The organism is Ruegeria sp. CH10, assembly GCF_056537125.1.
Genome location: NZ_JBQFQY010000002.1, coordinates 552,106 through 577,307, shown reverse-complemented (window position 1 = coordinate 577,307; position 25,202 = coordinate 552,106). Strand labels below are relative to the sequence as shown.

The window sequence follows — 25,202 nt, the reverse complement described above, 5'->3', positions numbered from 1 at the left end:
GTCTGACGCATGGCAGCCTCCCGCCTGCTGCGGTGGCTCAGGGGGGCAATGCCGGGTAGAAGACCCCTTTCGCGCGAACCCATCAGACCGACAGGACCGTTCTATGCCCCGAGCTATGCTGGCAAGCTTTGCCTCACGAATTGCCAAACCCGATCTGCGTTGGGTTCCGGATGAGGGGCTGACGGTCTCGCGCCTGCGGATCGAGCTGTTGTCGGGCCTGACTGTGGCGCTGGCGCTGGTCCCCGAAGCAGTGGCCTTTGCCTTTGTCGCCGGCGTGCACCCGCTGGTCGGTCTTTATGCGGCCTTCATGGTGGGTCTGATCACGGCGGTGATTGGCGGACGTCCGGGGATGATTTCAGGTGCCACGGGTGCGCTGGCCGTGGTGATGGTGGCGCTGGTGGCCGAGCATGGCGTCGAGTACCTGTTTGCCACTGTGGTCTTGATGGGCATCCTTCAGGTCATTGCCGGGGCCATGCATTGGGGCCGATTTATCCGCCTGGTGCCGCACCCGGTGATGCTGGGCTTTGTAAATGGTCTGGCGATTGTGATTTTCCTGGCCCAGCTGGGTCAGTTCAAAGTGCCCGGCACGATGGAGAATACCGGCCACGGCGTTGGTGGCGGTGAGTGGCTGTCAGGTCTGCAGCTTTACACAATGCTGGGTCTGGTCGCGCTGACCATGGCGGTGATCTGGTTCATGCCGCGTGTCACCCGGATCATTCCCGCCCCGCTGGCCGGGATCGTGGTCGTGGCAGCACTTGTCATCGGGTTTGGTCTGGACGTGCCGCGCGTGGGTGATCTGGCCTCGATCGAGGGCGGCTTGCCGCCGTTCCACATCCCGATGGTCCCGCTGAACTGGGAAACCTTTGAGATCATTCTGCCATACGCGGTCATTCTGGCCGCAATTGGCCTGATCGAATCCCTGCTGACCCTGAACCTTGTGGGTGAGATCACCGGCAAACGCGGCGGCGCCTCGCAGGAATGTATCGCGCAAGGCTTGGCAAACGTGGCCACCGGCTTTTTCGGCGGTATGGGGGGCTGTGCCATGATCGGTCAGTCGATGATCAACGTGAAGTCCGGTGGACGCACCCGGATCGCGGGGATCGCGGCGGCGGTATTCCTGCTGGTGTTCATCCTGTTCGCCTCACCGCTGATCGAACAAATCCCCCTGGCCGCGCTGGTTGGCGTGATGTTCATGGTGGTGATCGGCACCTTTGCCTGGAACTCGTTCAAGATCATGCGCAAAGTGCCGCTGACCGACGCGTTCGTCATCGTGCTGGTGACCGTTGTTACCGTGATGGAGGACCTCGCGGTTGCCGTGGTTGTCGGCGTCATCGTCTCAGCTCTGGCCTATGCGTGGAACAACGCCAAGCGTATTCACGCAGTCACCCGTGAGTCCGAGACGGAAAAAGGCGCAAAGGTCTATGAAATCCAAGGCCCGCTGTTCTTTGGCTCAACCGAAGGGTTCGTGGAGTTGTTCGACGTCGCGAACGATCCGGAAACTGTCATCGTCGACTTCAACGAAAGCCGCGTTGTCGATCAGTCTGCGCTGCAGGCCATTGAGAACATCGCCGCCAAGTATGAAGCTGCAGGCAAACGTGTGATGCTGCGCCATCTCAGCCGTGATTGCCATCGCTTGCTGAACAAGGCCGGACACCTGATGGTCGACAGCGATGATGACCCGGATTACGAAATCGCCGTGGATTACTCTGTCCGAACCGGCATTCTGGGCGGCCATTGATTCAAGCGAGGCTCTGCCTCGCGCTCCGGGATATTTTTGGACAGATGAAGCAGGGGATCCGGAACTTCATCTGTCTATAAATATCCCGGGGGAGGCGCCCAAAGGGCGGCGGGGGCAGAGCCCCCTTTGCTGTGTTTAATCGTCAGGGCGGCTCAGCGAGAATAGCTCGGTGACAACCGAGTAGTCCCGGTAGCCAAGGCGGGCCAGGGGTTGAAAGCTGGTCACGTCGAACATGCCGTCTTTCAGACAATCGTCGCGCAAGTGGATGCCGACAACCTCACCAAAGACGACCCTGTTCGCCTCACCCGGCAGGTCCACAATCTTTGTCAGTTTGCATTCCAGCGCAGCCGGAGCGCCTTTGACCCGAGCGCATGGGATGGTTTCGCATTCGAGCGGCGTCAGACCGGCATGTTCGAACTCGTCGTGATGTTTCGACAGGCCCGCCGAACTGGCGTTCATTGCGTCCCGATGGGCATTGGCGACAACGTTGACGCAGAACACTCCGGTGGCCTCAATATTCGCAAGGCTGTCTTTGGTGCCGTCCTGATCCGGCTTTGCGCCGGTTGAGGCAAACATGACCTGTGGCGGCGTGTAAGCCACTCCGTTGAAAAACGAATATGGCGCGAGATTATTGACCCCATCTGCGCTGCGGCTGGAGATCCAGCCGATCGGGCGCGGTGTGATGATGGCGTTGAACGGATTGTGCGGCAGACCGTGGCCGTCTTCGGGGCGGTAGAACATCTGAACTCCAAGCGTTTGCCCAAGGCGTACCGAAGTGCTAGGGCGAATGCCAGCAAGGAAAAGAGGGCCGAGGTGCAGCAGTTCGGAATCAGGCCGGAAGAGCCGGACGATTGGTGGGAGGTCGAGGCCCTCTATGACCTGTGTTTTGCGCCCGGACGCGAGGCGCTGTCATCTTACCGTTTGCGCAACGATGTACCCCCGGTTTCCGGATTGTCGTTGGTTGCGCGGGATGGGCAGGGTATTTTGGCTGGGGCCATTCGGTTCTGGCCGGTGCATGTGGGCGATTACGATGCACTTTTGCTGGGGCCAGTGGCCGTGCACCCCACCCATCAGGGCGAAGGGTTGGGCGGGTTCCTGATCCATGAGGGCCTACAAGCCGGTCGCGCATTGGGTTGGGAACGTGTCATGTTGGTGGGGGACGCGCCTTATTACACCCGGTTCGGCTTCTCACACCTCAGTGGGGTCGAGATGCCCCCCCCGACCAATCCGGACCGGGTACTGGGGGTGGAATTGGCACCCGGTACATGGGGCGGCGTTCGTGGCCCAGTGACCCGCTGGAGCCGCTGACCTATTGAAACGTTGCCTCTAAACCCCGATGTCTTATGGGCAGGAGGGCACATATGCAGGACGTGGTTCTTGTTGAGAAACTGGACGCAGACGCCGAGTTGGACAGGCTGGCCGGGTACTATCGCACTGCCGGTGGGCCGGGCGTCAAACTGTTGAACAGCCTAGGAGGGTCGGCAGAAAACCTTTTGGGACAATTGCCGGAACCCATCAGGCAGGGCCTTACAGGCGCGACAGAGCAGGCCTTGTGGCTGGCGATGCACGCGGCCGAAGGGTCTCGCCGTGCGGTGCCCGATCAGCATCCATGGATCAATACCGCCGTGACCACCGCCATGGGTGCTGCTGGCGGAATGGGCGGCGTGACAACGGCGCTGATGGAACTGCCCGCAACCACCGCGATGCTGCTGCGCGCCATCCAGGGGGCCGCCGCGCGTGAAGGGTTCGATCCGTCCGAAGAGGGCGTGAAATTCGATTGCGTGCGCGTTTTGTCGGCTGCCGGGCCACTGGCTGACGATGATGGGGCCGATCTTGGCTTTTACTCCGTCAGGCTGACATTGACAGGACCGGCCATGCAAAAGCTGATCGCGGCGGTGGCACCGCGTTTGTCTGTGGTCCTTGGCCAGAAACTGGCGGCGCAATCCATACCTGTTCTGGGCGCAATAGCTGGGGGTGGAACCAACTATGTTTACACCCGCTATTATCAACAGATCGCGCGTGTTCATTTTGGCCTGCGGCGTCTGGCCATTGATGCCGATATCTCGCATGACGTTCTGGTCCGCAAATTGGCAACTCGGATCTAGCAGCCCGCCAAGGGGTTGGAGGACGACCCTATATATGGTATCCACAGCTTCGACGCCCGGCACATAAGCACAAAACACAGGGCAACAGGCAAAGTTTCCATTGGGATGGGGCACCAGCGTTTTGGACGCAAATCTTGCACCCTTTATCTTTCCGAACACCGGCCAACTGCGGATGCGGCGGCAGGCGGCGGCGCTGTGTTACCGTATTGAGCGGGGCGCCCCCAAGGTCCTGTTGATCACAACGCGAAAATCCCGCCGCTGGATCATTCCCAAGGGATGGTTGATCGACGGTCTGTCACCGGCCCAGACCGCCTGTCAGGAGGCGTGGGAAGAGGCTGGCGTGCGTGGGGTATGCCTGGGGCAGGCAGCAGGTCGGTTCTGGTATCAGAAGAACCGCAGCAAGAAAGGCCCTGTGATATGCGCCGTGGATGTCTTTCCTTTGCAGGTTCAGACGGTCTCAGCTCAGTTCCCCGAACAGCATCAACGCGACAGAAAGTGGTTTTCGCCGGAAAAGGCCGCCTCAAAGGTCAAATCGGATGAATTGGCGCAATTGTTACGAAAGCTTGGGCGGATCAATCACTGAGATGCCCTCGGAAGGGCTTGATCTTGCCATGTCCGTCGGTATCTATTCGGCAACCGACATTGGACGGACCATGATTCAATACGCCTTGAAATGCAGTAACGGCCATACATTTGACAGTTGGTTTCAATCGGCCGCCGCTTACGACAAACTTGCATCCGCTGGCATGGTGACATGCGCGGTTTGCGGGTGCTCGCGTGTCGAAAAGGCAATCATGACGCCCCGTGTGCGTCCGGCCCGCAACGCGGTGGCGAAACCATCTGCCCCCATGCCCGAGGCGGGCACGATAGATGTAGCTACCGCACCGCCGGATGTTGAGCAGGTGCTGGCGGAACTGCGCCGCAAGGTCGAGGAAAACTCGGATTATGTCGGCAAGGATTTTGCCAGTGAGGCGCGCAAGATCCATTTGGGCGATGCACCAGAACGGGCCATCTATGGCGAGGCCAAGCCGGAAGACGCCAAAGCGCTGATTGATGATGGCGTGCCGGTTGCGCCGCTGCCGTTCATCCCCAGCCGAAAGACAAACTGACGATGCATGTTGTGATCACGGGCGCAGGACGGGGTATCGGGAAAACCCTGGCCGGGCGATACCTTTCGCGTGGGGACAGGCTGACGGGCACGGCGCGCGATGGCAGTGCGCAGGTGGTTCTGGATGTGACTGATCCCGAACAGCAAGCCTCGCTGGCAGAGCATATGCAGGGGCAGCCTGTGGATTTGCTGATCTGCAATGCAGGTGTCTATCTGGACAAAGGGCAGGGCATGGATGGCTATCCGCCTGAGATGTGGGCCCAGAGTTTTGCAACCAATGTCACGGGTGTGTTCTTGACGGTACAGGCTTTGTTGCCCAACCTTCGGGCCGCGCGTGGAAGGTTGGTTATCCTGTCCTCGCAAATGGCATCGCACACCCGCGCGCCGGGCGGCAGTTACATCTACCGCGCCTCAAAGGCTGCGGCGTTGAACCTGGGGCGCAATCTGGCAACCGATCTGCGCGCGGATGGGATCGCCGTGGGGATTTATCACCCCGGCTGGGTGCAAACGGAAATGGGTGGGCCCGGGGCCGAGATCACAACAGATCAGGCCGCGGACGGCCTGATAGAGCGGTTCGATGCTTTGTCACTGGACAATACAGGTTGCTTTGAAACCTGGGACGGCCGCCCGCACGCCTATTGACGGATCAGGGCCTCTTTGGGAATTTCATAGACTTCGCCCGGATCTATGAAGACCACCATCAGGTCACCGCGCGTCTCATAGGTCAGCTTGGACGCCGAACTGCTTGAGGTCGGAACGCCGTCGTTGAAATAAATGCTGCGCACTTCGCCTGCGCCCAGCCCGACCGCCAGCGTCGTGGTGCCGTCTTCGTGATGGCGCAGCTCAGCATGGCAACTTTTCAGGGTGTCACCGGAGTTCGCGGCGCAAGGGACCGTGCCAAGGGCATTTGTTCCGTCGGTCCCGGTCAAAGTCGCCACCTGCGCAAAGGCGGGTGAAGACAGTAAGGCAAATGCGATGGCAAGGCGGGACATGGAAAACCTCTTGGAAAATTCGTCACCTAAGGCTGACAGCCAATGTGCCGGATGTAAAGCGGTCCTGTGAAGCCGTCTGATCGGTTTTGGGCTCTTGCCCTTGCGTCCCCCCTCGCATAAGACGCTCGGGACCTGAATTCCAAGGCGCGGAGAGACCACCCCCATGCCCTTACTCGTTATGAAATTCGGTGGCACGTCAGTTGCCAATCTTGACCGCATCCGCCGCGCGGCCAAACGCATCGGCGTTGAGGTGGCCAAGGGATACGACGTCATCGTCATCGTCTCGGCCATGTCGGGCAAGACCAACGAGTTGGTCGGTTGGGTAAACGAGACCTCGCCGCTGTTCGATGCGCGCGAATATGACGCCGTGGTTTCGTCGGGCGAGAATGTGACCGCAGGGCTGATGGCGCTGACGCTGCAGGAAATGGATATCCCGGCGCGCAGCTGGCAGGGCTGGCAAGTGCCGCTGATGACCACCAGTGCCCACAGTCAGGCCCGGATCGAGGAAATCCCAACCGACAACCTGAACCAGAAGTTTGGTGAGGGCATGAAAGTCGCCGTGGTCGCGGGTTTCCAGGGCATCAGCCCCGAAGGCCGCATCACCACCCTGGGCCGGGGCGGTTCCGATACAACAGCTGTAGCCTTTGCCGCTGCGTTCGATGCGGAACGCTGTGACATTTATACGGATGTGGATGGCGTCTATACCACCGACCCGCGCATCTGTGAAAAGGCACGCAAGCTTGACCGTATTTCGTTCGAGGAAATGCTCGAACTGGCCTCGCTGGGGGCCAAGGTGCTGCAGACCCGCTCGGTCGAGCTGGCGATGCGCTACAAGGTGAAACTGCGCGTTCTCTCAAGTTTCGAAGAACAATCCGACGAGGCCGGTACGCTGGTCTGCGACGAGGAGGATATCATGGAATCCAATGTTGTGGCCGGTGTGGCCTATTCCCGCGACGAAGCCAAGATGACCGTTGTATCCGTGGCCGACCGCCCCGGCATCGCCTCGATCATCTTTACCGCGCTCAGCGACGAGGGCGTGAACGTGGACATGATCGTGCAGAACATCTCGGACGAAGGGCGCACGGACATGACCTTCTCGTGTCCCACCGATCAAGTGGCGCGGGCCGAAAAGGCGCTGACGGCGATCAAGGACGCGGGTGAGCTGAACTATGCTGAGCTGGTGGCTGACGAAGACGTCTGCAAGGTCTCGGTCGTGGGCATCGGGATGCGGTCGCAATCCGGCGTGGCGGCGAAAATGTTCAAGGTGCTCTCGGATGAGGGGATCAACATCAAGGTCATCACAACCTCTGAGATCAAAATTTCCGTTCTTGTGGACAGGAAATACATGGAACTTGCGGTTCAGGCACTGCATGATGCCTTTGAACTGGACAAGGCGGCCTGAGCTTTCAGCCAAGGGTTTAGCCTGACACCTTAACGTGGTTGGGCCATGGCGGACGGCACCGAAACAGAATCCCGCAAGCTGCTTGGGCGGCTGCGCGAAGAGATGGCGAGCGAAGCCGCCGGTCAGGAACGTCTTGACCGGATCACCAGCCTGATTGCTGACAGCATCCAGGCCGAGGTCTGCTCGATCTACCTGTTCCGTGATGAGGAAACTCTGGAGCTTTGCGCCACCGAAGGGTTGGCGCCCGAAGCCGTCCACCAGACCCGGATGCGCATGGGCGAAGGGCTGGTGGGCCGCGTTGCAAAATTCGGCAAGGTTGTGAATACGCCCGATGCGCCCTCGGCCAAGGGTTTCCGCTATATGCCGGAAACCGGGGAAGAGCGGTTTTCCTCATTCCTTGGGGTGCCGGTGCAGCGGTTGGGTGAAAAGCTGGGCGTTCTTGTCGTTCAGTCCCGCGATGCGCGCGAATTTTCGGCGGATGAGGTATACGCGCTGGAAGTGGTCGCCATGGTGCTGGCCGAAATGACCGAGCTGGGCGCGTTTGTGGGCGAAGGGGCAGCCTTGTCGCCCCGCCATCAGCAATCGGTTCAGCTGACAGGTGGTCCCGCGCAAGAGGGCGCTGCCGAGGGGCATGTCTGGCTGCACGAACCGCGCGTGGTCGTCACCAACCCGATTGCCGATGATCCCCATCGCGAGCGTGAGCGTCTGTCAGAGGCGGTAGAGGAATTGCGCGTCGGCGTCGACAAGATGCTGGAAATTTCCAAGGACGGCGACACCGAGCAGTTGCAGGTGCTGGAAGCATATCGGATGTTTGCCAATTCCAAGGGCTGGATGCGCCGGATGGAAGAGGACATCGCCCGGGGCCTCAGCGCCGAAGCAGCGGTGGAAAAAGAACAGTCTCAGGCGCGGGTTCGGATGGAAGAGGTGACCGATCCCTACCTGCGTGAGCGTCTGGCCGATCTGGATGATCTGTCGAACCGGCTGTTGCGTATTCTGACCGGGCAGGGAAACACCAATAGTGCCGATTTGCCGCCCGATCCGATCCTGGTTGCCCGCAACATCGGTCCCGGTGATCTGCTTGAATATGGCCGGTCGCTGAAGGGCATCGTGCTCGAAGAGGGCTCGGTTGGGAGCCACGCCACCATTGTGGCCCGGGCGTTGGCCATTCCTTTGGTCGTTCATGTGGGCCGGATCACGGCCGAGGCGCTGAATGGCGATCATATTCTTGTGGACGGGGATCAGGGCGTTGTGCATCTGCGCCCCGAGGATACCGTGGTCAGCGCGTTTCGCGACAAGATCGCCATGCAGGCCAAAGCGCAGGAGCGGTATGCGTCGATCCGCGAAACGCCCTGTGTGACGCGCGATGGCGAGCGGATCAATCTGGTGATGAATGCCGGGCTGATGGCGGATTTGCCATCGCTGAACAACTCGGGCGCCGAAGGCGTGGGGCTGTTCCGCACCGAACTGCAATTCCTGATCCGCAACCAGATGCCCAAACGATCCGAGCTTGTGACGCAGTATCAGCGTGTTCTGGACGCGGCGGGGGACAAGCGCGTGGTGTTCCGTACCCTGGATATCGGGTCGGACAAGGTGCTGCCTTATATGAAACATGTGGCAGAACCCAACCCGGCACTGGGCTGGCGTGCCATCCGGGTTGGGCTGGACAAGCGCGGCGTGATGCGGATGCAATTGCAGGCGCTTTTGCGCGCGGCCAACGGGCGTCCGTTGACCATTATGTTCCCCTTCGTGGCCCAGGCCGAAGAATTCCGCGAAGCCCGTTGGGAGGTCAACAAGACCATCGAACGCGAAAGACGTCTGGGCCACGTACTGCCCGAGACGCTTGAGGTCGGGGCCATGCTGGAAACCCCGTCTCTGGGGTTCTCACCGCAAAAGTTCTTTGATGAGGTGGATTTCATCTCAATCGGTGGCAATGACCTGAAACAGTTCTTCTTTGCCGCTGACCGCGAGAACGAACTGGTGCGCCGCAGGTACGACACGCTGAACGTCAGTTTCCTCAGCTTCATTGAGCGGATTGTGGAACGCTGCAATATCTCGAACACGCCGCTGTCTTTCTGCGGTGAGGATGCCGGCCGTCCGGTCGAAGCCCTGTGTCTGGCGGCCATGGGCATTCGGACCTTGTCGATGCGCCCGGCCTCGATCGGTCCGGTCAAAAGCGTGCTGCTGCGGGCCGATCTGCAGTCGCTGCGCAAGATCATCGCCGATGCGCGCCACCGCGGAGAGCAATCGGTGCGCCCGGCCGTCATGGATTGGCTGCGCAATCAGGGGTGATTACAGCAGCGGCTTTGAATTTTATTTCAAATCCGGTGTTGATTTTTCCCCCGGTTTTTAATACTTCCACCGTGAATGTTAGCGATAACATGGCTGGCGACACCAGAATGAAACGTCAGCGAGCTTTGAAGGAGCCCGTCGATGGTTTCACGCGTAATTCCGGTTAACCCGTTCGACCTGGTGTTGTTCGGCGCAACTGGCGATCTGGCCCAGCGCAAGATCCTGCCGGGGCTCTATCATCGATTTGAGGTCGGGCAGATGCCCGAAGAGGCCCGGATCATCGGTACGGCACGCTCGGATATGGACAGCGAGGCATTCCGCACACAGCTGCGCGCCTCGATGAAAGATTTTGCGCCCGAATTCAAACAGGACGTGTTGGATCAGTTCCTGACCCGGGTCGAATACATTCCGGTGGATGCCATGGGCGATGGGGGCTGGGCCGATCTGGCCAAGGCCCTGCGCCCGGATGTGGTGCGGGCCTTTTACCTTTCGGTGGGTCCCAGCTTGTTTTCCGGCATCGCACAGCGGCTGAACGATCACGGAATGGCCACGCCAGACAGCCGGATCGTGGTGGAAAAGCCCTTTGGCCACGATCTGGCCTCGGCCAAGGCGCTCAACCAAGGTCTGCGCGCCTGCTTCGAGGAACATCAGGTTTACCGGATCGATCACTATCTGGGCAAAGAAACCGTGCAGAACCTGATGGCCCTGCGCTTTGCCAATTCCCTGTTCGAACCGCTTTGGAACGCAACCCATATCGATCATGTGCAGATCACGGTGGCTGAAACCGTGGGGGTCGAAGGGCGCGGGGCCTATTACGATCAATCCGGCGCGATGCGGGACATGATCCAGAACCATCTGGTGCAGCTTCTGTGTCTGACAGCGATGGAGCCGCCCTCGAAATTCGCGCCAAACGCAGTGCGCGATGAAAAGGTCAAGGTGATCGAAGCGTTGGAACCGGTGGGACCCAAGGATATCGCCCGTGGTCAGTACCGCGCCGAAAAAGGCGACGATGGGTATCTGGATCACGTTGGCAATCCCGCCAGCCGGACGGAAAGCTATATCGCGCTTAAGGCCCATATCGGGAATTGGCGCTGGGCGGGGGTGCCGTTCTATCTGCGCACGGGCAAACGCCTTCGGGCGCGGGAATCCGAGATTGCGGTGTTTTTCCGCGATCCACCCCATACTATTTTCCCCAACGTGGGGCCGCTGCACGGCAACGTGCTGGTGATCCGCCTGCAACCGGACGAAGGCATCACGCTGCGAACCACCATAAAGGAACCGGGGCAGGGTGGTTTCCGCCTGTCCGATGTAGCCCTGGATATGAGTTTTGCAGACGCGCTGGGGGATGAGGCCAAATCGCCGGACGCCTATGAGCGCCTGATCATGGATGTCATTCGCGGCGACCAGACCCTGTTCATGCGCGGGGATGAGGCCGAGGCCGCCTGGGCCTGGGTCGATCCCATTATTCAAGGGTGGGAAGAGCGTGGTGACAAACCTGCGAAATACGATCAGGGCAGTTCCGGCCCTGAAGAGGCATTGATGCTGATGCATCGCGACGGGCGTCGCTGGCGTCAGATCGGAGGGTAATCATGGTTCAAACCGTTATCAAAGACGTCACACAACGCATCATTGACCGCAGCGCCGACCTGCGCGGCCCGCATATTGAACGGATGGAGCACGCCCGGTCCAAAGGCCCGGCGCGCACGCATCTGTCTTGCAGCGGGCAGGCCCACGCCTATGCGGGGGCGGGCGAAGATCAGCAATCGATGGCCAGCGGAACTGCCGGAAATCTGGGCATCGTCACGGCCTATAACGACATGCTGTCCGCCCATCAGCCGTTCGAACGCTATCCCGGCCTGATCCGCGATGCCGTTCGTGCAGCAGGCGGCACGGCGCAGGTCGCAGGTGGTGTGCCGGCCATGTGCGATGGTGTCACGCAAGGTGAGGCGGGGATGGAGCTGTCGCTGTTCTCGCGCGATGTGATCGCTTTGGCGACCGGAGTTGCACTTAGCCACAACACCTATGACGCGGCAGTGTTTCTTGGCGTTTGCGACAAGATCGTGCCCGGCCTGATCATCGGGGCCCAGGCGTTTGGCCATTTGCCTGCCGTCTTTCTGCCCGCCGGTCCCATGACCAGCGGCCTGCCAAACGACGAAAAAGCCAAGGTCCGCCAACAATTCGCTGCCGGAGAAGTCGGCCGCGACGCGTTGATGAAAGCTGAGATGGCCGCCTATCACGGCCCCGGCACCTGTACATTCTACGGCACGGCCAACACCAACCAGATGTTGATGGAATTCATGGGCCTGCACCTGCCGGGTTCCAGTTTCATCAATCCCAACACGCCCCTGCGCGATGCGCTGACCGAGGAAGGCGCGCGCCGCGCTCTGTCCCTCAGCGCGCTGGGCAATCACTATACGCCGGTCTATCAGGTGCTGGACGAACGCGCCTTTGTGAACGGGATCGTCGGTTTGATGGCCACAGGGGGGTCGACCAACCTGTTGATCCACCTGATTGCCATGGCGCGTGCGGGTGGTATCGTTCTGGACTGGCAGGATTTCTCGGATATTTCCGCCGTGGTTCCCTTGGTCGCGCGGGTCTATCCGAACGGTCTGGCAGACGTGAACCATTTCCATGCGGCAGGCGGTTTGGGCTTTGCCATCGGTACGCTACTTGAGGATGGGCTGCTGCACCCCGATACCCTGACCGTCGCGGGGCAGGGCCTGCAGCATTACACCAAAGAGCCTAAGCTGAAGAATGGCGAATTGGTCTGGGAAGACGGCGCAGGCCACAGCCTGAACGAAAAGATCGTCCGCCCCGCCAAGGACCCGTTCCAGCCCACTGGCGGTCTGTCGCGCCTGACTGGCAATCTGGGCACCGGCGTCATGAAGGTTTCCGCCGTCGCCCCCGAACACCAAGTGGTCGAAGCCCCCGTGCGTGTTTTCCACGATCAGGACGACGTAAAAGCCGCTTTCAAAGCCGGAGAGTTCAAGGGTGACACCATTGTTGTCGTCCGCTTTCAGGGGCCCAAGGCCAACGGCATGCCCGAGCTGCACTCGCTGACGCCCATGTTGTCGATCCTGCAGGGCCGGGGGCAAAAGGTGGCGCTGGTCACTGATGGCCGCATGTCTGGTGCGTCGGGCAAGGTTCCCGCCGCGATCCATGTCTGCCCCGAGGCGTTGGATGGCGGTCCCATCGCTTACCTGCAGGACGGTGACCTGCTGCGCGTGGATGCGGTGAAAGGCGAGTTGGAAATCCTCACCCCCGGCGTGCTGGACCGGGCCCCGGCTGTTGCCGACCTGTCCGCAAACCAACACGGTGTTGGCCGCGACCTCTTCGCCGCTTTCCGCAACACAGTCGGTTCTGCCGACACTGGTGCCAGTATTTTCGGAGCTTAACCCATGTCCAAAACGCAACGCACCCGCGAAATCTGCGCCCTGGCCCCTATCGTGCCCGTTCTGGTGGTGGATGACGCGGCCCAGGCCCGCCCTCTGGCCGAGGCGCTGGTGGCAGGCGGCTTGCCCGCGCTTGAGGTCACATTGCGCACGCCCGCTGCACTGGACGCGATCCGCGCCATGGCGCAGGTCCCCGGTGGGGTCGTCGGGGCTGGTACGCTGGTGACACCCGAAGATGTACGCGCCGCCAAAAAGGCGGGGGCGCAGTTCGGCGTCTCACCCGGCGCAACCGATGCGCTTATCGCCGCCTGCGAGGCCGAAGACCTGCCCCTGTTACCCGGCGCCGCCACCGCCAGCGAAGCGATGCACCTGCTGGAACAAGGCTATGACATGCTGAAATTCTTCCCGGCCGAGGCTTCGGGCGGTGCCCCCGCCCTGAAAGCCATAGGCGCACCGCTGCCGCAGATCACCTTTTGCCCCACTGGCGGCGTATCCCCCGCAAATGCGCGAGACTACCTGTCCCTGTCCAATGTCGCCTGCGCTGGCGGCAGTTGGGTCGCTCCAAAACAGATGGTTCTGGATGGCGACTGGGCGGGGATCGAAAGCCTTGCCCGCGAGGCGTCCAAGCTGATGGATTGACGCGGCTTTTTGCTGCGTTAGGGTGGGCGTCAATTCATACAGGTTGATCCCATGACAAACCCCATCTCTCTCGCGCAGGGGCGCGGGTATTTGGCTATTCCCGGCCCTTCCGTCATGCCTGACGCGGTTCTGCAGGCCATGCACCGCCCCTCGCCGAACATCTATGACGGCGAACTGATCGATATGATGCCCGCCCTGACCCGCGACCTGCGCCGCGTCGCGGGAACCGAGCATCACGTGGCCATCTACATCGCCAACGGGCACGGCACGTGGGAGGCCGCCCTGTCCAACGTGATCGCCCCCGGCGAAACCGTTCTGGCCCCGGCGTCCGGCCGGTTTACCCATGGTTGGGCGGAAATGGCCGAGGGGATCGGCGCCAAGGTCGAGCTGCTTGATTTCGGGTCTGCGGCACCGTGGGATATGGACCGTATCGCCGAGGTACTGCGCGCCGACGAACGGCGCGACATCAAAGCGGTTCTGGCCGTCCATGTGGATACGTCCAGTTCGATTCGCAATGACGTGCCCGCACTTCGGGCGCTGCTGGATGACCTAAACCACCCAGCATTGCTGATGGCGGATTGCATCGCATCTCTGGGGTGCGAGCGGTTTGAGATGGACGCCTGGGGCGTCGATATCATGGTGACCGCGTGCCAAAAGGGGCTGATGACGCCGGCGGGTGTCGGGTTTGTCTTCTTCAACGACAAGGCACAGGCCAAACGCGCGCAAATGCGCCGTGTTTCGCAGTATTGGGACTGGCAGCCGCGCGCGGAACCAGACCTGTTCTACCAGTATTTCAACGGCACGGCACCGACGCATCACCTCTATGGCCTGCGCGCGGCGCTGGACCTGATCCATGCTGAGGGCATGGAACATGTCTGGGCCCGCCATGAACGCCTCGCCACCGCCATTTGGACGGCCTGCGAAGTCTGGGCCAACGGTGGGGCGCTACACCTCAATGTCGCGGATAGGGCTCATCGCAGCCATGCCGTCACCACGCTCAGCCTGACGGACGGGCGCGGCACCCCGCTGCGCCAGTTCACCGAAACTCAGCTGGGCCTGACGCTGGGCATCGGTCTGGGTATGCCGGATTGGGACGGGTTTTTCCGCCTCGGCCATATGGGGCATGTGAATGCTCAGATGGTGATGGGGATGCTGGGCGGGATTGAGACGGCAATGGCAGCCCTGAACATCCCCCGCGGCACCGGCGCGTTGGAGGCCGCCGCCGCGGTTCTCTCGCAATAACCCAAACCCGCCTGCTTCATCTGTCCAAAAATATCCCGGGGGAGTCGCCCAAAGGGCGGCGGGGGCAGAGCCCCCTTTACCCTTCGCCTTCCCGCGCCGCCGCCAAAGCTTCTGGCAGTGCCGCTGCAAACGCGTCCAAATCCGCCGCTTCTCCACAACTGACGCGGATACACCGGTTCTGCGGGGCAACAAATGGCATCCGAACAAAGATGCCCGCTTTAACCAGATTTTCCAGAACGGCCTTTGCAAAGGCTCCATCCTGACCGCAGTCAATGGCGACGAAATTGGTGGCCGAGGGCAGGGGCGTGAGCCCATGATCCCGCGCAATCTCGCTGAGGCGTTCTCGGGCTGCATCGATCTGTGCCTGCACATGGTGCAACCAATCGGTATCCTGTAGCGCGGCCAGCGCGCCAGCCTGAGAAGCCCGGTTCATGCCGAAATGGTTGCGCACCTTGTTGAAGGCCGAAATCAAACCGGGCGCGCCTATTGCGTATCCGACGCGTGCTCCGGCCATTCCGTAGGCTTTGGAAAACGTGCGCATTCGGATGAGGCGCGGATCATCCGCCGCCACCGGTGCGGCGGTGCCGTCGGGCGCGCATTCCACATAGGCTTCGTCCAGCACCAAAAGACACCCTTCGGGCAGCGCTTCCATCGCATCAACGATTTCCGCGCCAGTGTGCCAACTGCCCATCGGATTGTCGGGGTTGGCGAGATAGACAAGCTTTGCATCTACCTCGGCGGCCTTGGCAAACAAGGCTTTCGGATCTTCGTGATCCCTGCGATACGGCACCTTGTGCAAAACGCCTCCAAACCCTGCGACGTGGTAGTTGAAGGTGGGATAGGCGCCGTCCGAGGTGACAACCGCATCCCCAGGCGCAACAAGCAATCGCACCAGATACCCCAGCAACCCGTCGATGCCTTCGCCCACGACAATATTGTCCGGCGTTACCCCGAGGTGGGTCGCCAGCGCGTGTCGCAAGTCAAAGCTCTCGGGATCGCCATATTTCCAGATCTCCGCTGCCGCCATCGCCTCGGTCGCGCGGGGCGACGGGCCAAAGATGCTTTCATTCGCGCCAAGCCGCGCCTGAAAGGGCGTGCCGCGCTGGCGCTCTTGTGTTTCTGGTCCGACAAAGGGCACGGTTGCGGGCAGGGACAGGGCAAGCGGGGTATAACGTGGGTCAGTCATGTGGCGACTTAAACGCATGGTGGCATGGCAGGCAACACCCATACCAAACCTGCCCTAACGTTGCTGTGGAACTTGGCGTACCTTCCGGGCATGGTTGCCTGAACAGAGTTTGGGAGGTCCACATGACGCGTGTGTCCGTCGAGTATAAACACCACATTGCCCATGTCACGCTGACCCGTGGCGACAAGATGAACGCGCTGGACGATTCCATGATCAAGGCGCTGTTATCTGCGGGGCAAGAGGTTGCGGCCTCGGGCGCGCGTGCCGTGGTTTTGTCGGGTGAGGGCAAAAGCTTTTGTGCCGGGCTTGATATGGCGAGCTTTGCCAAGATGGCGCATATGGACCCGACCGAATGGCTGATGTCCCGCAGCCACGGGGATGCCAATGAGATGCAGGAGTTGGCCCTGATCTGGAGGCGCGTGCCCGTTCCGGTGATTTGCGCGATTCAGGGCGTGGCTTATGGTGGCGGTCTGCAAATCGCGCTGGGCGCCGATATTCGCATCGCGCACCCTGAGGCCAAGCTGGCGGTGATGGAAATGAAGTGGGGCATCATTCCGGATATGGGGGGGATGGTGTTGCTGCCCCAGCTTGTCCGCTCGGACGTGTTGCGGCTGCTGACCTACACAGCGCGCCCGATCGGGGCGCAACAGGCCGCTGACTGGGGGCTGGTCACCAAGCTGTCCGATGATCCGCATACCGAGGCCCTGGCGCTGGCCGAAAACATAGCAGGCAACAGCCCATCCGCGATCCGGGCCGCCAAACGCCTGATCGAGACCGCCGAGACCAAGTCCCGCGCCGAGGTTCTGTTGGCGGAATCCTCAGAACAGGTTGAGCTGATCGGCAAGCCTGACCAGATGGAGGTCGTCATGGCGCAGATGCAGGGCCGCAAGCCCGAGTTCAAATGACCCGGCCCGCCGTCACTCGTCTTATCCTCTACACCAAGAGGATGGATGACATGGTGCGGTTTTACCAAATGCATTTCGGCTACACGGCGCACCGCCAGGACGGGGATCGACTGGTTGAGCTTGTGCCCCCAGCGGGCGGTGTCCATTTGCTGCTGCACCCGGCCAGCAAAGCAGCGCGTGAGGGGCAGGTGGCTGTGAAAATCGTCTTTGATATTCGCGACGTGCCTGCCTTTGTTGAAGAAGCCCGGTCTTTGGGATTGGAGTTCGGTCCCGTTCATCAGGCGGACGGGTACGTGTTTGCAAATGCCAAAGACCCGTCCAAGAACGCGATCTCAGTGTCCAGCCGGGCATTTGTGGGGCAATAGGCCCTATCTGTTGGTCACAAGATAGACGATACCGCCTGCCAGCAGCCCCCAGACCGCCGCGCCCAGGCCAAAGACAGAAATGCCAGATGCGGTGATGGCAAAGGTCAGGATCGCGGCTTCACGCTCTGCCGGAACCTCAAGCGCGGCATGGGTGGCATTGGCCATGACACCGATCAGGGCGATGCCCGTCAGGGTTCCCATCAGCAGGGGATCGGCATGGATGGCAAAGCCGGTGATGGCCACGGCGAACACGCCGAACAGGCAATAGAACACACCTGCCATCACGGCGGACCAATAGCGTTGGTTGGGGTCAGGGTGGCTGTCTTCGTTCGAACACATCGCGGCGGTGATCGCAGCAAGACATGTGGCCGGAGCGCCAAAGGGCGCGGACAACATGCTGGCCGCGCCCACGGACGAGAACAGTTTGCCCGGTGCTGGCGCATAGCCAAAGCTGCGCATCACTGCGATTCCGGGGATGTTTTGCGTGGCCATGGTGACGATGAATAGCGGGATGCCAATGCCGATGATCGAGGCCAGCGAAAAGGACGGAAGGCCCAAAACCGGTGCCGAGATCAGCTGAGCCGGGGCCACGGACTGCCCTTTGGCGTTCAGGACAACAACGATCGCTGCGGCAATCACTGCGGCGGGGACGGCAAACAGGCGGTTGATCCGCCCGGCAATAAACCAGGTTACGATTACTGGCAGCGCTTGCCAGGGCAGCGCAACCGCCGCCTGAAAGGGAATGATGCACAGGGGCAGCAGGACGCCCCCTAACATCGCTTGGGCCAGTGTGGTCGGGATCGCCGCCGCCAGCCGCCCCAACGGACGCCAGAGCCCGGCCAGAACGGTCAGCGCTCCGGCGCATAGGAACGCGCCTGTCGCTTCGGCAAATCCGGCAGCCGGCATTGCAGAGACAGCCAGCAATGCGGCTCCGGGTGTTGACCACGCAACGCTGATCGGTTGCCGATACCACAGGCTCAGTGCGATGGCGGTCAGCCCCATGGCGATGGCAGCCATCATGAGGCCGGATGCGGATTGGGCTTGTGTTGCGCCCATCGCGGCCAGCCCCTGCAGCACGATGGGAAATGAGCTGAAGAACCCGACAATGGCGACCACCAGACCGGTTGAGATGGTCTGAAACGGAGGGAGTGTGCGGGGCATGTTGATCTCAGCTTTTGTTGCCTGATCTTGCTAGCAGGGGTTTGCTTTTTGGGGCAAGGTCTTTGATCGCAAAAGAAAACCCCGCCGATGTCTATGCGGCGGGGTTCGGGATTTCCGTATTTGGAACGAGAAGAAGATCAGGCGATTTCAGCCAGACGGGCGAGGGCCTCGTTCAGTTTTGCTTCTTCTTCCTCGCGGGCGGCGAGGTTGGCTTTGGCTTCTTCAACCACCTCTTCCGGGGCCGAGGCTACGAATTTGGGGTTGTTCAGACGCCCGCGCAGGCCGCCGAGTTCCTTGGCCAGTTTGCCTTTGGCTTTTTCCAGCCGTTCCTTTTCCACGCCGATGTCGATGATATCCGCCAGCGGCAGGCCGAAGGACGCGCCGGGGGCGGCGATTGAGATCGTGCCTTTGGGGAGTTCATCCGCTTTGGTCAGGCTGTCGATCCGGGCCAGACGTTTGATCAGCGCCTCGTTGCGGTCCCAGGCGGCCTGGCCGTGGGCGTCGATCTCAGTCACCAGCATCGGCACATAAAGGCCAGCTGGAACGCGCATCTGCGCGCGGGCCGAGCGGGTGTTTTCGATCACCGAGATCACCCAGTTCATTTCCCGATCCGCATCCGCATCGACCAGTTCGGTGCCATAGGTGGGCCAGTCGGCGTGGACGACCATTTTCGCGCGGGTGCCGGTCAGACCCCAGAGTTCTTCGGTGATGAACGGCATGATCGGGTGCAGCAGGACCATGCACTGATCCAGAACCCAGCGCATGGTGGCGCGAGTCTCGGCCTGTGCCTCGGCGTCGTCGCCTTGCAGCAGGGGTTTAGACAGTTCCACATACCAGTCGCAGACCTTGCCCCAGACAAAGGCATAGAGCCCGTTGGCCGCGTCGTTGAACCGATAGCTTTCCAGCGCCGCGTCAACCTCGGCCCGCACGCGGGCGGTTTCGCCGATGATCCAGCGGTTCACGGCCGCTTTGGGCTTCAGGTCGGCCACGTCCAGTTGAGGGACGGCGTCGGTGAAGACCTCATTCATCTCGGCAAAGCGGACGGCGTTCCAAAGCTTGGTGCCGAAGTTGCGATAGCCGGTGATGCGGTCGCGGGACAATTTCAGCACGCCGCCAATCGCCGCCATCGAGGCGTTGGTAAAGCGCAGCGCGTCGGCGCCGAACTCGTCCACAATCTCAAGCGGGTCGATAACGTTGCCGGTGGTTTTGGACATCTTCTTGCCCTTCTCGTCGCGGACGAGCGAGTGCAGATAGACGGTGTGGAACGGGATTTCGTTCACCACGGCCAGTTGCATCATCATCATCCGCGCGACCCAGAAGAACAGAATATCCGCGCCGGTGATCAGAACGTCGGTGGGGAAGTAACGCTCCAGTTCCTCGGTCTGCTCGGGCCAGCCCAGAGTGCCGATCGGCCAGAGACCGGAGGAGAACCATGTGTCGAGCACGTCGGGGTCGCGATAGATTGCAACCGTGTTGCTTTCATCGCCCTCAAAACAGTTCTTTCCGAATGCATCGTTCCAATCGGTTGCGGCAACAACATTTGTTACTGCGTCTCCGTAGTATGCGCGTGCTTTTTGCAGAGCTTCCTCTTCTGTAGCTCCACAGAATTGAACTGTGAAATCCGCAATATTTGTGGTTTGTTGCCATTTTTCTTTCTCGGGGCCGAACCAAACCGGAATCTGATGCCCCCACCACAGCTGGCGCGAAATGCACCAGGGCTCGATGTTTTCCAGCCAGTGGTAATAGGTCTTCTCGCCTGACTCGGGGATGATCTTGACCGTGCCGTCCTTGACCGCGTCCAGCGCGGGGCCAACGACCTTTTCAGCGTCGACGAACCACTGGTCGGTGAACATCGGCTCGATCACCACTTTTGAGCGGTCGCCGAAGGGCTGCATGATCGGTTTGCTCTCGACCAGCGGGACCAGCGCCGTCGGGTCGTCATCCTCGCCCAGCTTGGTGCCCAGACGCGGGTCGTCCGCGCGGGTCATGACGGCCAGACCGTCGGCAGTGATTTCCTCGACAACCTTCGCACGCGCCTCAAACCGATCCAGCCCGCGCAGGTGATCGGGGATCAGATTGATCGCGTCGATCTCGTTTTCGGTAAACGCTTTGCCGCGCGCGTATTCCTGCGCCTTGCCAGCCTCTTCGGCGTAAGGCGCGCCATCGGCCCGCATCGCGCCTTTGGTGTCCATCAGGCGGTACATCGGGATGCCGCCGCGCTTGGCGACCATGTTGTCGTTGAAGTCATGCGCGCCGGTGATCTTCACCGCGCCCGAGCCGAAATCGGGGTCGGGATACTCATCCGTGATGATCGGAATTTGACGGCGATGCTCTTTCGGACCAACCGGGATTTCACAGAGTTTCCCGACGATTGGCGCGTACCGTTCATCCGATGGATGAACCGCAACAGCGCCGTCGCCCAGCATGGTTTCGGGGCGGGTCGTGGCGATGGAAATATAGTCGCGCTCTTCCGTCAGCACGATGTTCCCGTCCTCGTCCTTTTCGACATAGGTATAGGTCTCACCACCCGCCAGCGGGTATCTGAAGTGCCACATATGGCCCGGCGTTTCGATATTCTCGACCTCAAGATCCGAGATCGCGGTCTCAAAATGCGGGTCCCAGTTGACCAGGCGCTTGCCGCGATAGATCAGGCCCTTTTCGTACATATCGACGAAAACCTTGATCACCGCGTCGTGAAAATTCGCAGAATTTTCGTGGCCGGTGCGCGGGTCACGCGGCGCGCCCGCCATGGTGAAGGCGTTGCGCGACCAGTCGCAGCTGGACCCCAGCCGTTTCAGCTGTTCGATGATGGTGCCACCATATTCGCCCTTCCATTCCCAGACCTTGTCCAGAAACGCCTCGCGCCCCAGTTCGCGGCGGCCGGGTTGGCCAGTGGCGGCCAGCATCTTTTCCACCTGCATCTGCGTGGCGATGCCCGCGTGGTCCTGACCGGGCTGCCACAGCGTGTCGAACCCGCGCATCCGGTGCCAGCGGGTCAGGATGTCCTGCAGCGTGTTGTTGAACGCGTGTCCCACATGCAGCGCGCCCGTCACGTTGGGCGGGGGGATCATGATGGTAAAGCTTTCGTCGCGCGAGCGGTTCGCGCCTGCCTTGAAGGCTCCGGCCTGTTCCCAGGCCTCATAGATGCGGGCCTCGGCCTCGGCCGCGTTGAATGTCTTTTCCATCGCCATGGGGTGCGTCCTGCGTCATCAATGCTTGGTCAGCGCCTGCAATAACGAAACGCGGCGCGAAGTGGAAGGGTCTGCGGACGCTCTGGACAACGATCAGGGGCAGCCTAATGTCGCGTGCAGGGCAGCGACAGGAGCAGGCAATGGAAAAGTTCGGAAAAAGCCAGCCGGTGAAACGGACCGAAGATGTGCGGTTCCTGACCGGGCAGGGGCGGTACATGGACGATGCCGTGCCCGAAAACGCGCTGTTCGCTGCGTTCTTTCGCAGCCCTGTGGCCCATGGCCGGATCACCGCGTTGGATCTGGATGCGGCCCGCGAGGCCGATGGTGTGCGTCTGGTCATGGCGCTGGAAGAATTGGCCGAGACGGGGATCGATACGGTGATGAACGCCGCGACCGTGCAGAACCGCGACGGATCGAAAGCGGCAGCGCCCGCACGGCACATTTTGGCCAAGGGCAGGGTGCGCTTTGTCGGTGAGCCTGTGGCCGTGGTCGTTGCCGAGACGCAGGTGCAGGCCCGCGACGCAGCCGAGATGATCTGGATGGAGACAGATGAGCTGCCCGCCAAGCTGGATGTGGATGCCGGAGGCGAAATGCTGCACCCCGAGGCGCCTGACAACCGCGCCTTTGACTGGGGGTTGGGGGATGAGGACGCGACGGAGGCGGCGTTCAAGGCTGCGGCCCATACCGTGTCTTTGAACGTTGTGGACAACCGCATCATCATCACCTCGCTTGAGCCGCGCGGCTGTCAGGCCAGCTGGTCGGAGGGGCGTCTGAACTTTGCCTATGGCGGTCAGGGTGTCTGGGCCATGCGGGCGCAACTGGCGCAAAAGCTGAAGCTGGACGCCGAGGCGATCCGTGTGACCACACCGGATGTAGGCGGCGGGTTCGGGATGAAGGTCATGCCATACCCCGAATATTTCTGCGTCTCTGTGGCGGCGATGCAGCTGGGTCAGCCCGTGCATTGGATGTCGGACCGGTCCGAAGCGATGCTGTCGGATCATCATGGCCGCGATCTGACCTCATTGGCCGAACTGGCCTTTGACGCGGATCACCGGATCACCGCGTACCGGGTGCACAGCAAGGTCAATCTGGGCGCGTATAACAGCCATTTCGGTCAGGCGATTCAGACCAATCTGGCCAGCAAGGTCCTGATGAGCGTGTATGACGTTCAGACCACCTATATGCGGGTTGAGGGGTTTTACACCAACACCACTCAGGTCGACGCCTATCGCGGGGCCGGACGGCCCGAGGCGATCTATGTGCTGGAACGCGTCATGGATCGGGCTGCGCGTGAACTGGGCGTGGACCCGTGGGCGCTGCGGCGCAAGAACTTCATCCGGCCCGAGAGTTTTCCCTATACCTCATCCACCGGTGAAACCTATGACGTAGGCGATTTCGATATGGTCCTGACCCGCGCAGGCCAGCAGACGCTGGGTTTTGCTGATCGCAAAGCCGCCGATGCCGAACGCGGCCTGATCCGGGGGCAGGGCCTGTGTTACTATATCGAAAGTATTTTGGGCGACCCTTCTGAGAACGCGAAAGTCGAGTTCTGCGAGGATGGCACCGTGAACCTCTATGTCGGCACCCAATCGAACGGGCAGGGGCATGAGACGGTCTATGCCCAGTTCCTGTCCGATCAGACCGGCATTCCGGTGGATCGGATCAATGTGGTGCAGGGCGACAGTGATCAACTGCCCCACGGGGGCGGCACTGGCGGGTCACGCTCGGTCACGGTGCAAAGCACCGCCACGCTGGCCACAATCGACGTGATGATCGCCGCATTCACGCCCTATCTGGCCGATAAGATGGGGGTTGAGGAGAGCGATGTGCGCTTTGACCACGAAACCTTCCGTGCGCCGGGGTCGAACCTGACGCCAACCCTGACCGAGGCCGCCGATATGGCCCGCGCCGATGGCCGCACCGATCTGCTGAGCCATCACGCCCGCGCAAACCTGGATGCACGAAGTTACCCCAACGGTGCGCATGTTGCCGAAATCGTTATTGATTCTTACACTGGGGAAACCTGGGTCGACCGGTATACGGTGGTTGATGATTTCGGCAATCTTATCAACCCGATGCTGGCCGAAGGGCAGGTGCATGGCGGCGTCGTGCAGGGCATCGGTCAGGCCCTGACCGAGCATGTTGTGCATGATGCGCACGGGCAACTGCTCACGGCTTCGTTGATGGATTACGCCTTGCCCCGGGCGGCTGAGATACCCATGATTAAGTTTACCTCGGCGCCGGTTCCGTCAACTTCCAACCCGATGGGGATGAAAGGTTGCGGAGAGGCCGGCACCGTGGGCGCGCTGGCCGCAGTGGCAAACGCGGTTCAGGACGCGCTTTGGGATCACGGGGTGCGGCAGGCAGATATGCCTTTCACTCCTCAGAAAGTATGGGAATTGCTGACACATGGTTCTGTCGCGGCTGAGTAAAAAGGTACTGGGATGGCTCGGACGGCCTCTGCGGTCCGAACACTCGGCCGAGTCGCGCCATCGCGAACCGATCAGCCATGTCATTATCCTGGACGGCACCATGTCGACGCTGGAGCCGGGCCGCGAAACCCATGCTGGTCAGACCCTGCGCCTGTGTTGCGAAATGGGCAGCAAGGTCTCGGTCTTTTACGAGGCGGGCGTGCAGTGGGAAAGCTGGAAATCCTCTCTGGACGTCATGATGGGGCGGGGGATCAATCGTCAGATCAGACGCGCCTATGGCTATCTGGCATCGCGCTATAAACCCGGCGACCGGATCTATTTTATTGGCTATTCACGTGGTGCCTACGGCGTGCGCAGCCTTGCGGGTGTGATCGATGCCATTGGGCTGCTGCGGGCCGAGCACGCGACAGAGCGCAACATCAAACAAGCCTATCGCCACTATGAATGTAACGCGAACGGGTCCGCCGCTGCAGATTTCCGCCGTGCCTTCTGCCATGAGGACGTGGCGATTGAGATGGTCGGCGTCTGGGACACGGTCAAAGCGCTGGGCCTGCGCCTGCCGCTGCTGTGGCGCTGGGCCGAGGAACGGCATTCTTTCCACAACCACCAGCTGGGCCCGGCCACGCGGCACGGCTATCACGCCATGGCGCTGGATGAGACCCGCGAAGTGTTCGAACCGGTGCTGTGGAAATGTACCCCGGATTTCAAGGGCCATGTGGAACAAGTCTGGTTCCGCGGCACCCACGGAGACGTCGGCGGCCAGTTGAACGGGTTCGAAGAGGCGCGCCCGCTCAGCAACATTTCCCTGATCTGGATGCTGGACAAGGCCGAGTTGCACGGTCTGCCTCTGCCCGAAGGCTGGCGTGACCGTTTCCCGACCGCCACAACCGGCCCCTCGGTCGGCACATGGCGCGGCTGGGGCAAGATTTTCCTGTTGCGTAAGCACCGGAAAGTAGGGCGTGACCGGTCCGAGAGGCTGCATGTCTCGGTCTCACCTGATGATCTGCCGGGCTGGGTGCCGATGCCGGATTTGCCGTCGCATCCGGCGCAATAGG

Annotated in this window: 21 protein-coding genes; 16 read left to right on the top strand and 5 right to left on the bottom strand. The window is 61.2% G+C overall.

Annotated elements, in window-relative coordinates:
• Window positions 1–103: 103 nt before the first annotated feature.
• Window positions 104–1,738, top strand: coding sequence for a SulP family inorganic anion transporter (locus ACRZ94_RS09215; RefSeq protein ID WP_480797181.1), 1,635 nt, complete (start codon window positions 104–106; stop codon window positions 1,736–1,738).
• A gap of 135 nt (window positions 1,739–1,873) precedes the next feature.
• Here the strand turns inward: ACRZ94_RS09215 and ACRZ94_RS09210 are convergent, their stop codons facing one another.
• A complete protein-coding gene (locus tag ACRZ94_RS09210) occupies window positions 1,874–2,479 on the bottom strand; it encodes a flavin reductase family protein (RefSeq protein ID WP_480652522.1) in 606 nt (201 codons plus the stop codon).
• 72 nt (window positions 2,480–2,551) lie between these two features.
• Here ACRZ94_RS09210 and ACRZ94_RS09205 point away from each other — a divergent pair, with 72 nt between their 5' ends.
• The 5 genes from ACRZ94_RS09205 to ACRZ94_RS09185 all read left to right on the top strand — a co-directional run bounded on the left by ACRZ94_RS09205 (window position 2,552) and on the right by ACRZ94_RS09185 (window position 5,593).
• A complete protein-coding gene (locus tag ACRZ94_RS09205) occupies window positions 2,552–3,046 on the top strand; it encodes a GNAT family N-acetyltransferase (RefSeq protein WP_480652520.1) in 495 nt (164 codons plus the stop codon).
• A 53-nt stretch (window positions 3,047–3,099) separates the two neighbouring features.
• On the top strand, window positions 3,100–3,843 hold the full coding sequence (locus ACRZ94_RS09200) for an EcsC family protein (RefSeq protein ID WP_480652518.1): 744 nt from the start codon (window positions 3,100–3,102) through the stop codon (window positions 3,841–3,843).
• Between the two features lie 121 nt (window positions 3,844–3,964).
• Window positions 3,965–4,426 (top strand): NUDIX hydrolase, encoded by a 462-nt coding sequence (locus tag ACRZ94_RS09195; protein ID WP_480652516.1) that lies wholly within the window; start codon window positions 3,965–3,967, stop codon window positions 4,424–4,426.
• A 70-nt stretch (window positions 4,427–4,496) separates the two neighbouring features.
• A complete protein-coding gene (locus tag ACRZ94_RS09190; protein WP_480652899.1) occupies window positions 4,497–4,952 on the top strand; it encodes a DUF1178 family protein in 456 nt (151 codons plus the stop codon).
• A gap of 2 nt (window positions 4,953–4,954) precedes the next feature.
• Window positions 4,955–5,593 carry an SDR family NAD(P)-dependent oxidoreductase gene (locus ACRZ94_RS09185; RefSeq protein WP_480652514.1) on the top strand — a complete coding sequence of 213 codons (639 nt, stop codon included), beginning with the start codon at window positions 4,955–4,957 and terminating at the stop codon, window positions 5,591–5,593.
• Here ACRZ94_RS09185 and ACRZ94_RS09180 read toward each other — a convergent pair.
• A complete protein-coding gene (locus tag ACRZ94_RS09180) occupies window positions 5,587–5,943 on the bottom strand; it encodes a hypothetical protein (RefSeq protein WP_480652512.1) in 357 nt (118 codons plus the stop codon). The two genes, ACRZ94_RS09185 and ACRZ94_RS09180, sit on opposite strands and share 7 nt — an antisense overlap.
• Before the next feature lie 163 nt (window positions 5,944–6,106).
• On the opposite strand from ACRZ94_RS09180, the gene ACRZ94_RS09175 reads away from it, so the two are divergent.
• The 6 genes from ACRZ94_RS09175 (at window position 6,107) to ACRZ94_RS09150 (ending at window position 14,907) form a co-directional block, all read left to right on the top strand.
• A complete protein-coding gene (locus ACRZ94_RS09175; protein WP_480652509.1) occupies window positions 6,107–7,345 on the top strand; it encodes an aspartate kinase in 1,239 nt (412 codons plus the stop codon).
• Window positions 7,346–7,390: 45 nt separating this feature from the next.
• Window positions 7,391–9,634 carry a phosphoenolpyruvate--protein phosphotransferase gene (gene ptsP / locus ACRZ94_RS09170; RefSeq protein ID WP_480652507.1) on the top strand — a complete coding sequence of 748 codons (2,244 nt, stop codon included), beginning with the start codon at window positions 7,391–7,393 and terminating at the stop codon, window positions 9,632–9,634.
• Window positions 9,635–9,775: 141 nt separating this feature from the next.
• Window positions 9,776–11,221 (top strand): glucose-6-phosphate dehydrogenase, encoded by a 1,446-nt coding sequence (zwf, locus tag ACRZ94_RS09165; protein ID WP_480652505.1) that lies wholly within the window; start codon window positions 9,776–9,778, stop codon window positions 11,219–11,221.
• Window positions 11,222–11,223: 2 nt separating this feature from the next.
• Window positions 11,224–13,029 (top strand): phosphogluconate dehydratase, encoded by a 1,806-nt coding sequence (gene edd / locus ACRZ94_RS09160; RefSeq protein ID WP_480652503.1) that lies wholly within the window; start codon window positions 11,224–11,226, stop codon window positions 13,027–13,029.
• 3 nt (window positions 13,030–13,032) lie between these two features.
• On the top strand, window positions 13,033–13,665 hold the full coding sequence (locus tag ACRZ94_RS09155; RefSeq protein WP_480652501.1) for a bifunctional 4-hydroxy-2-oxoglutarate aldolase/2-dehydro-3-deoxy-phosphogluconate aldolase: 633 nt from the start codon (window positions 13,033–13,035) through the stop codon (window positions 13,663–13,665).
• 51 nt (window positions 13,666–13,716) lie between these two features.
• Window positions 13,717–14,907 (top strand): pyridoxal-phosphate-dependent aminotransferase family protein, encoded by a 1,191-nt coding sequence (locus ACRZ94_RS09150; RefSeq protein WP_480652499.1) that lies wholly within the window; start codon window positions 13,717–13,719, stop codon window positions 14,905–14,907.
• A gap of 76 nt (window positions 14,908–14,983) precedes the next feature.
• Here the strand turns inward: ACRZ94_RS09150 and ACRZ94_RS09145 are convergent, their stop codons facing one another.
• The gene (locus tag ACRZ94_RS09145) at window positions 14,984–16,093 is read right to left on the bottom strand and encodes a pyridoxal phosphate-dependent aminotransferase (RefSeq protein WP_480652497.1); all 1,110 of its coding nucleotides are present in this window, start codon (window positions 16,091–16,093) and stop codon (window positions 14,984–14,986) included.
• Window positions 16,094–16,215: 122 nt separating this feature from the next.
• Here ACRZ94_RS09145 and ACRZ94_RS09140 point away from each other — a divergent pair, with 122 nt between their 5' ends.
• Both ACRZ94_RS09140 and ACRZ94_RS09135 read left to right on the top strand, forming a co-directional pair.
• The gene (locus tag ACRZ94_RS09140; protein WP_480652495.1) at window positions 16,216–16,998 is read left to right on the top strand and encodes a crotonase/enoyl-CoA hydratase family protein; all 783 of its coding nucleotides are present in this window, start codon (window positions 16,216–16,218) and stop codon (window positions 16,996–16,998) included.
• Window positions 16,995–17,363, top strand: coding sequence for a VOC family protein (locus ACRZ94_RS09135; RefSeq protein WP_480797180.1), 369 nt, complete (start codon window positions 16,995–16,997; stop codon window positions 17,361–17,363). Before ACRZ94_RS09140 ends, ACRZ94_RS09135 begins: the two co-directional genes overlap by 4 nt.
• A 3-nt stretch (window positions 17,364–17,366) precedes the next feature.
• Here the strand turns inward: ACRZ94_RS09135 and ACRZ94_RS09130 are convergent, their stop codons facing one another.
• On the bottom strand, window positions 17,367–18,530 hold the full coding sequence (locus ACRZ94_RS09130) for a benzoate/H(+) symporter BenE family transporter (protein WP_480797260.1): 1,164 nt from the start codon (window positions 18,528–18,530) through the stop codon (window positions 17,367–17,369).
• Window positions 18,531–18,661: 131 nt separating this feature from the next.
• Window positions 18,662–21,715 (bottom strand): valine--tRNA ligase, encoded by a 3,054-nt coding sequence (locus ACRZ94_RS09125; RefSeq protein ID WP_480797179.1) that lies wholly within the window; start codon window positions 21,713–21,715, stop codon window positions 18,662–18,664.
• Window positions 21,716–21,855: 140 nt separating this feature from the next.
• On the opposite strand from ACRZ94_RS09125, the gene ACRZ94_RS09120 reads away from it, so the two are divergent.
• Window positions 21,856–24,147, top strand: coding sequence for a xanthine dehydrogenase family protein molybdopterin-binding subunit (locus tag ACRZ94_RS09120; RefSeq protein WP_480797178.1), 2,292 nt, complete (start codon window positions 21,856–21,858; stop codon window positions 24,145–24,147).
• A complete protein-coding gene (locus ACRZ94_RS09115) occupies window positions 24,125–25,201 on the top strand; it encodes a DUF2235 domain-containing protein (protein ID WP_480797177.1) in 1,077 nt (358 codons plus the stop codon). The genes ACRZ94_RS09120 and ACRZ94_RS09115 overlap by 23 nt, the downstream gene beginning before the upstream one ends.
• Window position 25,202: the final 1 nt, after the last annotated feature.

Excerpts from the sequence above, each read along its gene's own strand:
- ACRZ94_RS09215 (WP_480797181.1), top strand. The coding sequence starts at position 104 with ATGCCCCGAGCTATGCTGGCAAGCTTTGCCTCACGAATTGCCAAACCC.
- ACRZ94_RS09210 (WP_480652522.1), bottom strand. The coding sequence starts at position 2,479 with ATGTTCTACCGCCCCGAAGACGGCCACGGTCTGCCGCACAATCCGTTC.
- ACRZ94_RS09200 (WP_480652518.1), top strand. The coding sequence starts at position 3,100 with ATGCAGGACGTGGTTCTTGTTGAGAAACTGGACGCAGACGCCGAGTTG.
- ACRZ94_RS09190 (WP_480652899.1), top strand. The coding sequence starts at position 4,497 with ATGATTCAATACGCCTTGAAATGCAGTAACGGCCATACATTTGACAGT.
- ACRZ94_RS09185 (WP_480652514.1), top strand. The coding sequence starts at position 4,955 with ATGCATGTTGTGATCACGGGCGCAGGACGGGGTATCGGGAAAACCCTG.
- ACRZ94_RS09180 (WP_480652512.1), bottom strand. The coding sequence starts at position 5,943 with ATGTCCCGCCTTGCCATCGCATTTGCCTTACTGTCTTCACCCGCCTTT.
- ACRZ94_RS09175 (WP_480652509.1), top strand. The coding sequence starts at position 6,107 with ATGCCCTTACTCGTTATGAAATTCGGTGGCACGTCAGTTGCCAATCTT.
- ptsP (WP_480652507.1), top strand. The coding sequence starts at position 7,391 with ATGGCGGACGGCACCGAAACAGAATCCCGCAAGCTGCTTGGGCGGCTG.
- zwf (WP_480652505.1), top strand. The coding sequence starts at position 9,776 with ATGGTTTCACGCGTAATTCCGGTTAACCCGTTCGACCTGGTGTTGTTC.
- edd (WP_480652503.1), top strand. The coding sequence starts at position 11,224 with ATGGTTCAAACCGTTATCAAAGACGTCACACAACGCATCATTGACCGC.
- ACRZ94_RS09155 (WP_480652501.1), top strand. The coding sequence starts at position 13,033 with ATGTCCAAAACGCAACGCACCCGCGAAATCTGCGCCCTGGCCCCTATC.
- ACRZ94_RS09150 (WP_480652499.1), top strand. The coding sequence starts at position 13,717 with ATGACAAACCCCATCTCTCTCGCGCAGGGGCGCGGGTATTTGGCTATT.
- ACRZ94_RS09145 (WP_480652497.1), bottom strand. The coding sequence starts at position 16,093 with ATGACTGACCCACGTTATACCCCGCTTGCCCTGTCCCTGCCCGCAACC.
- ACRZ94_RS09140 (WP_480652495.1), top strand. The coding sequence starts at position 16,216 with ATGACGCGTGTGTCCGTCGAGTATAAACACCACATTGCCCATGTCACG.
- ACRZ94_RS09135 (WP_480797180.1), top strand. The coding sequence starts at position 16,995 with ATGACCCGGCCCGCCGTCACTCGTCTTATCCTCTACACCAAGAGGATG.
- ACRZ94_RS09125 (WP_480797179.1), bottom strand. The coding sequence starts at position 21,715 with ATGGCGATGGAAAAGACATTCAACGCGGCCGAGGCCGAGGCCCGCATC.
- ACRZ94_RS09120 (WP_480797178.1), top strand. The coding sequence starts at position 21,856 with ATGGAAAAGTTCGGAAAAAGCCAGCCGGTGAAACGGACCGAAGATGTG.
- ACRZ94_RS09115 (WP_480797177.1), top strand. The coding sequence starts at position 24,125 with ATGGTTCTGTCGCGGCTGAGTAAAAAGGTACTGGGATGGCTCGGACGG.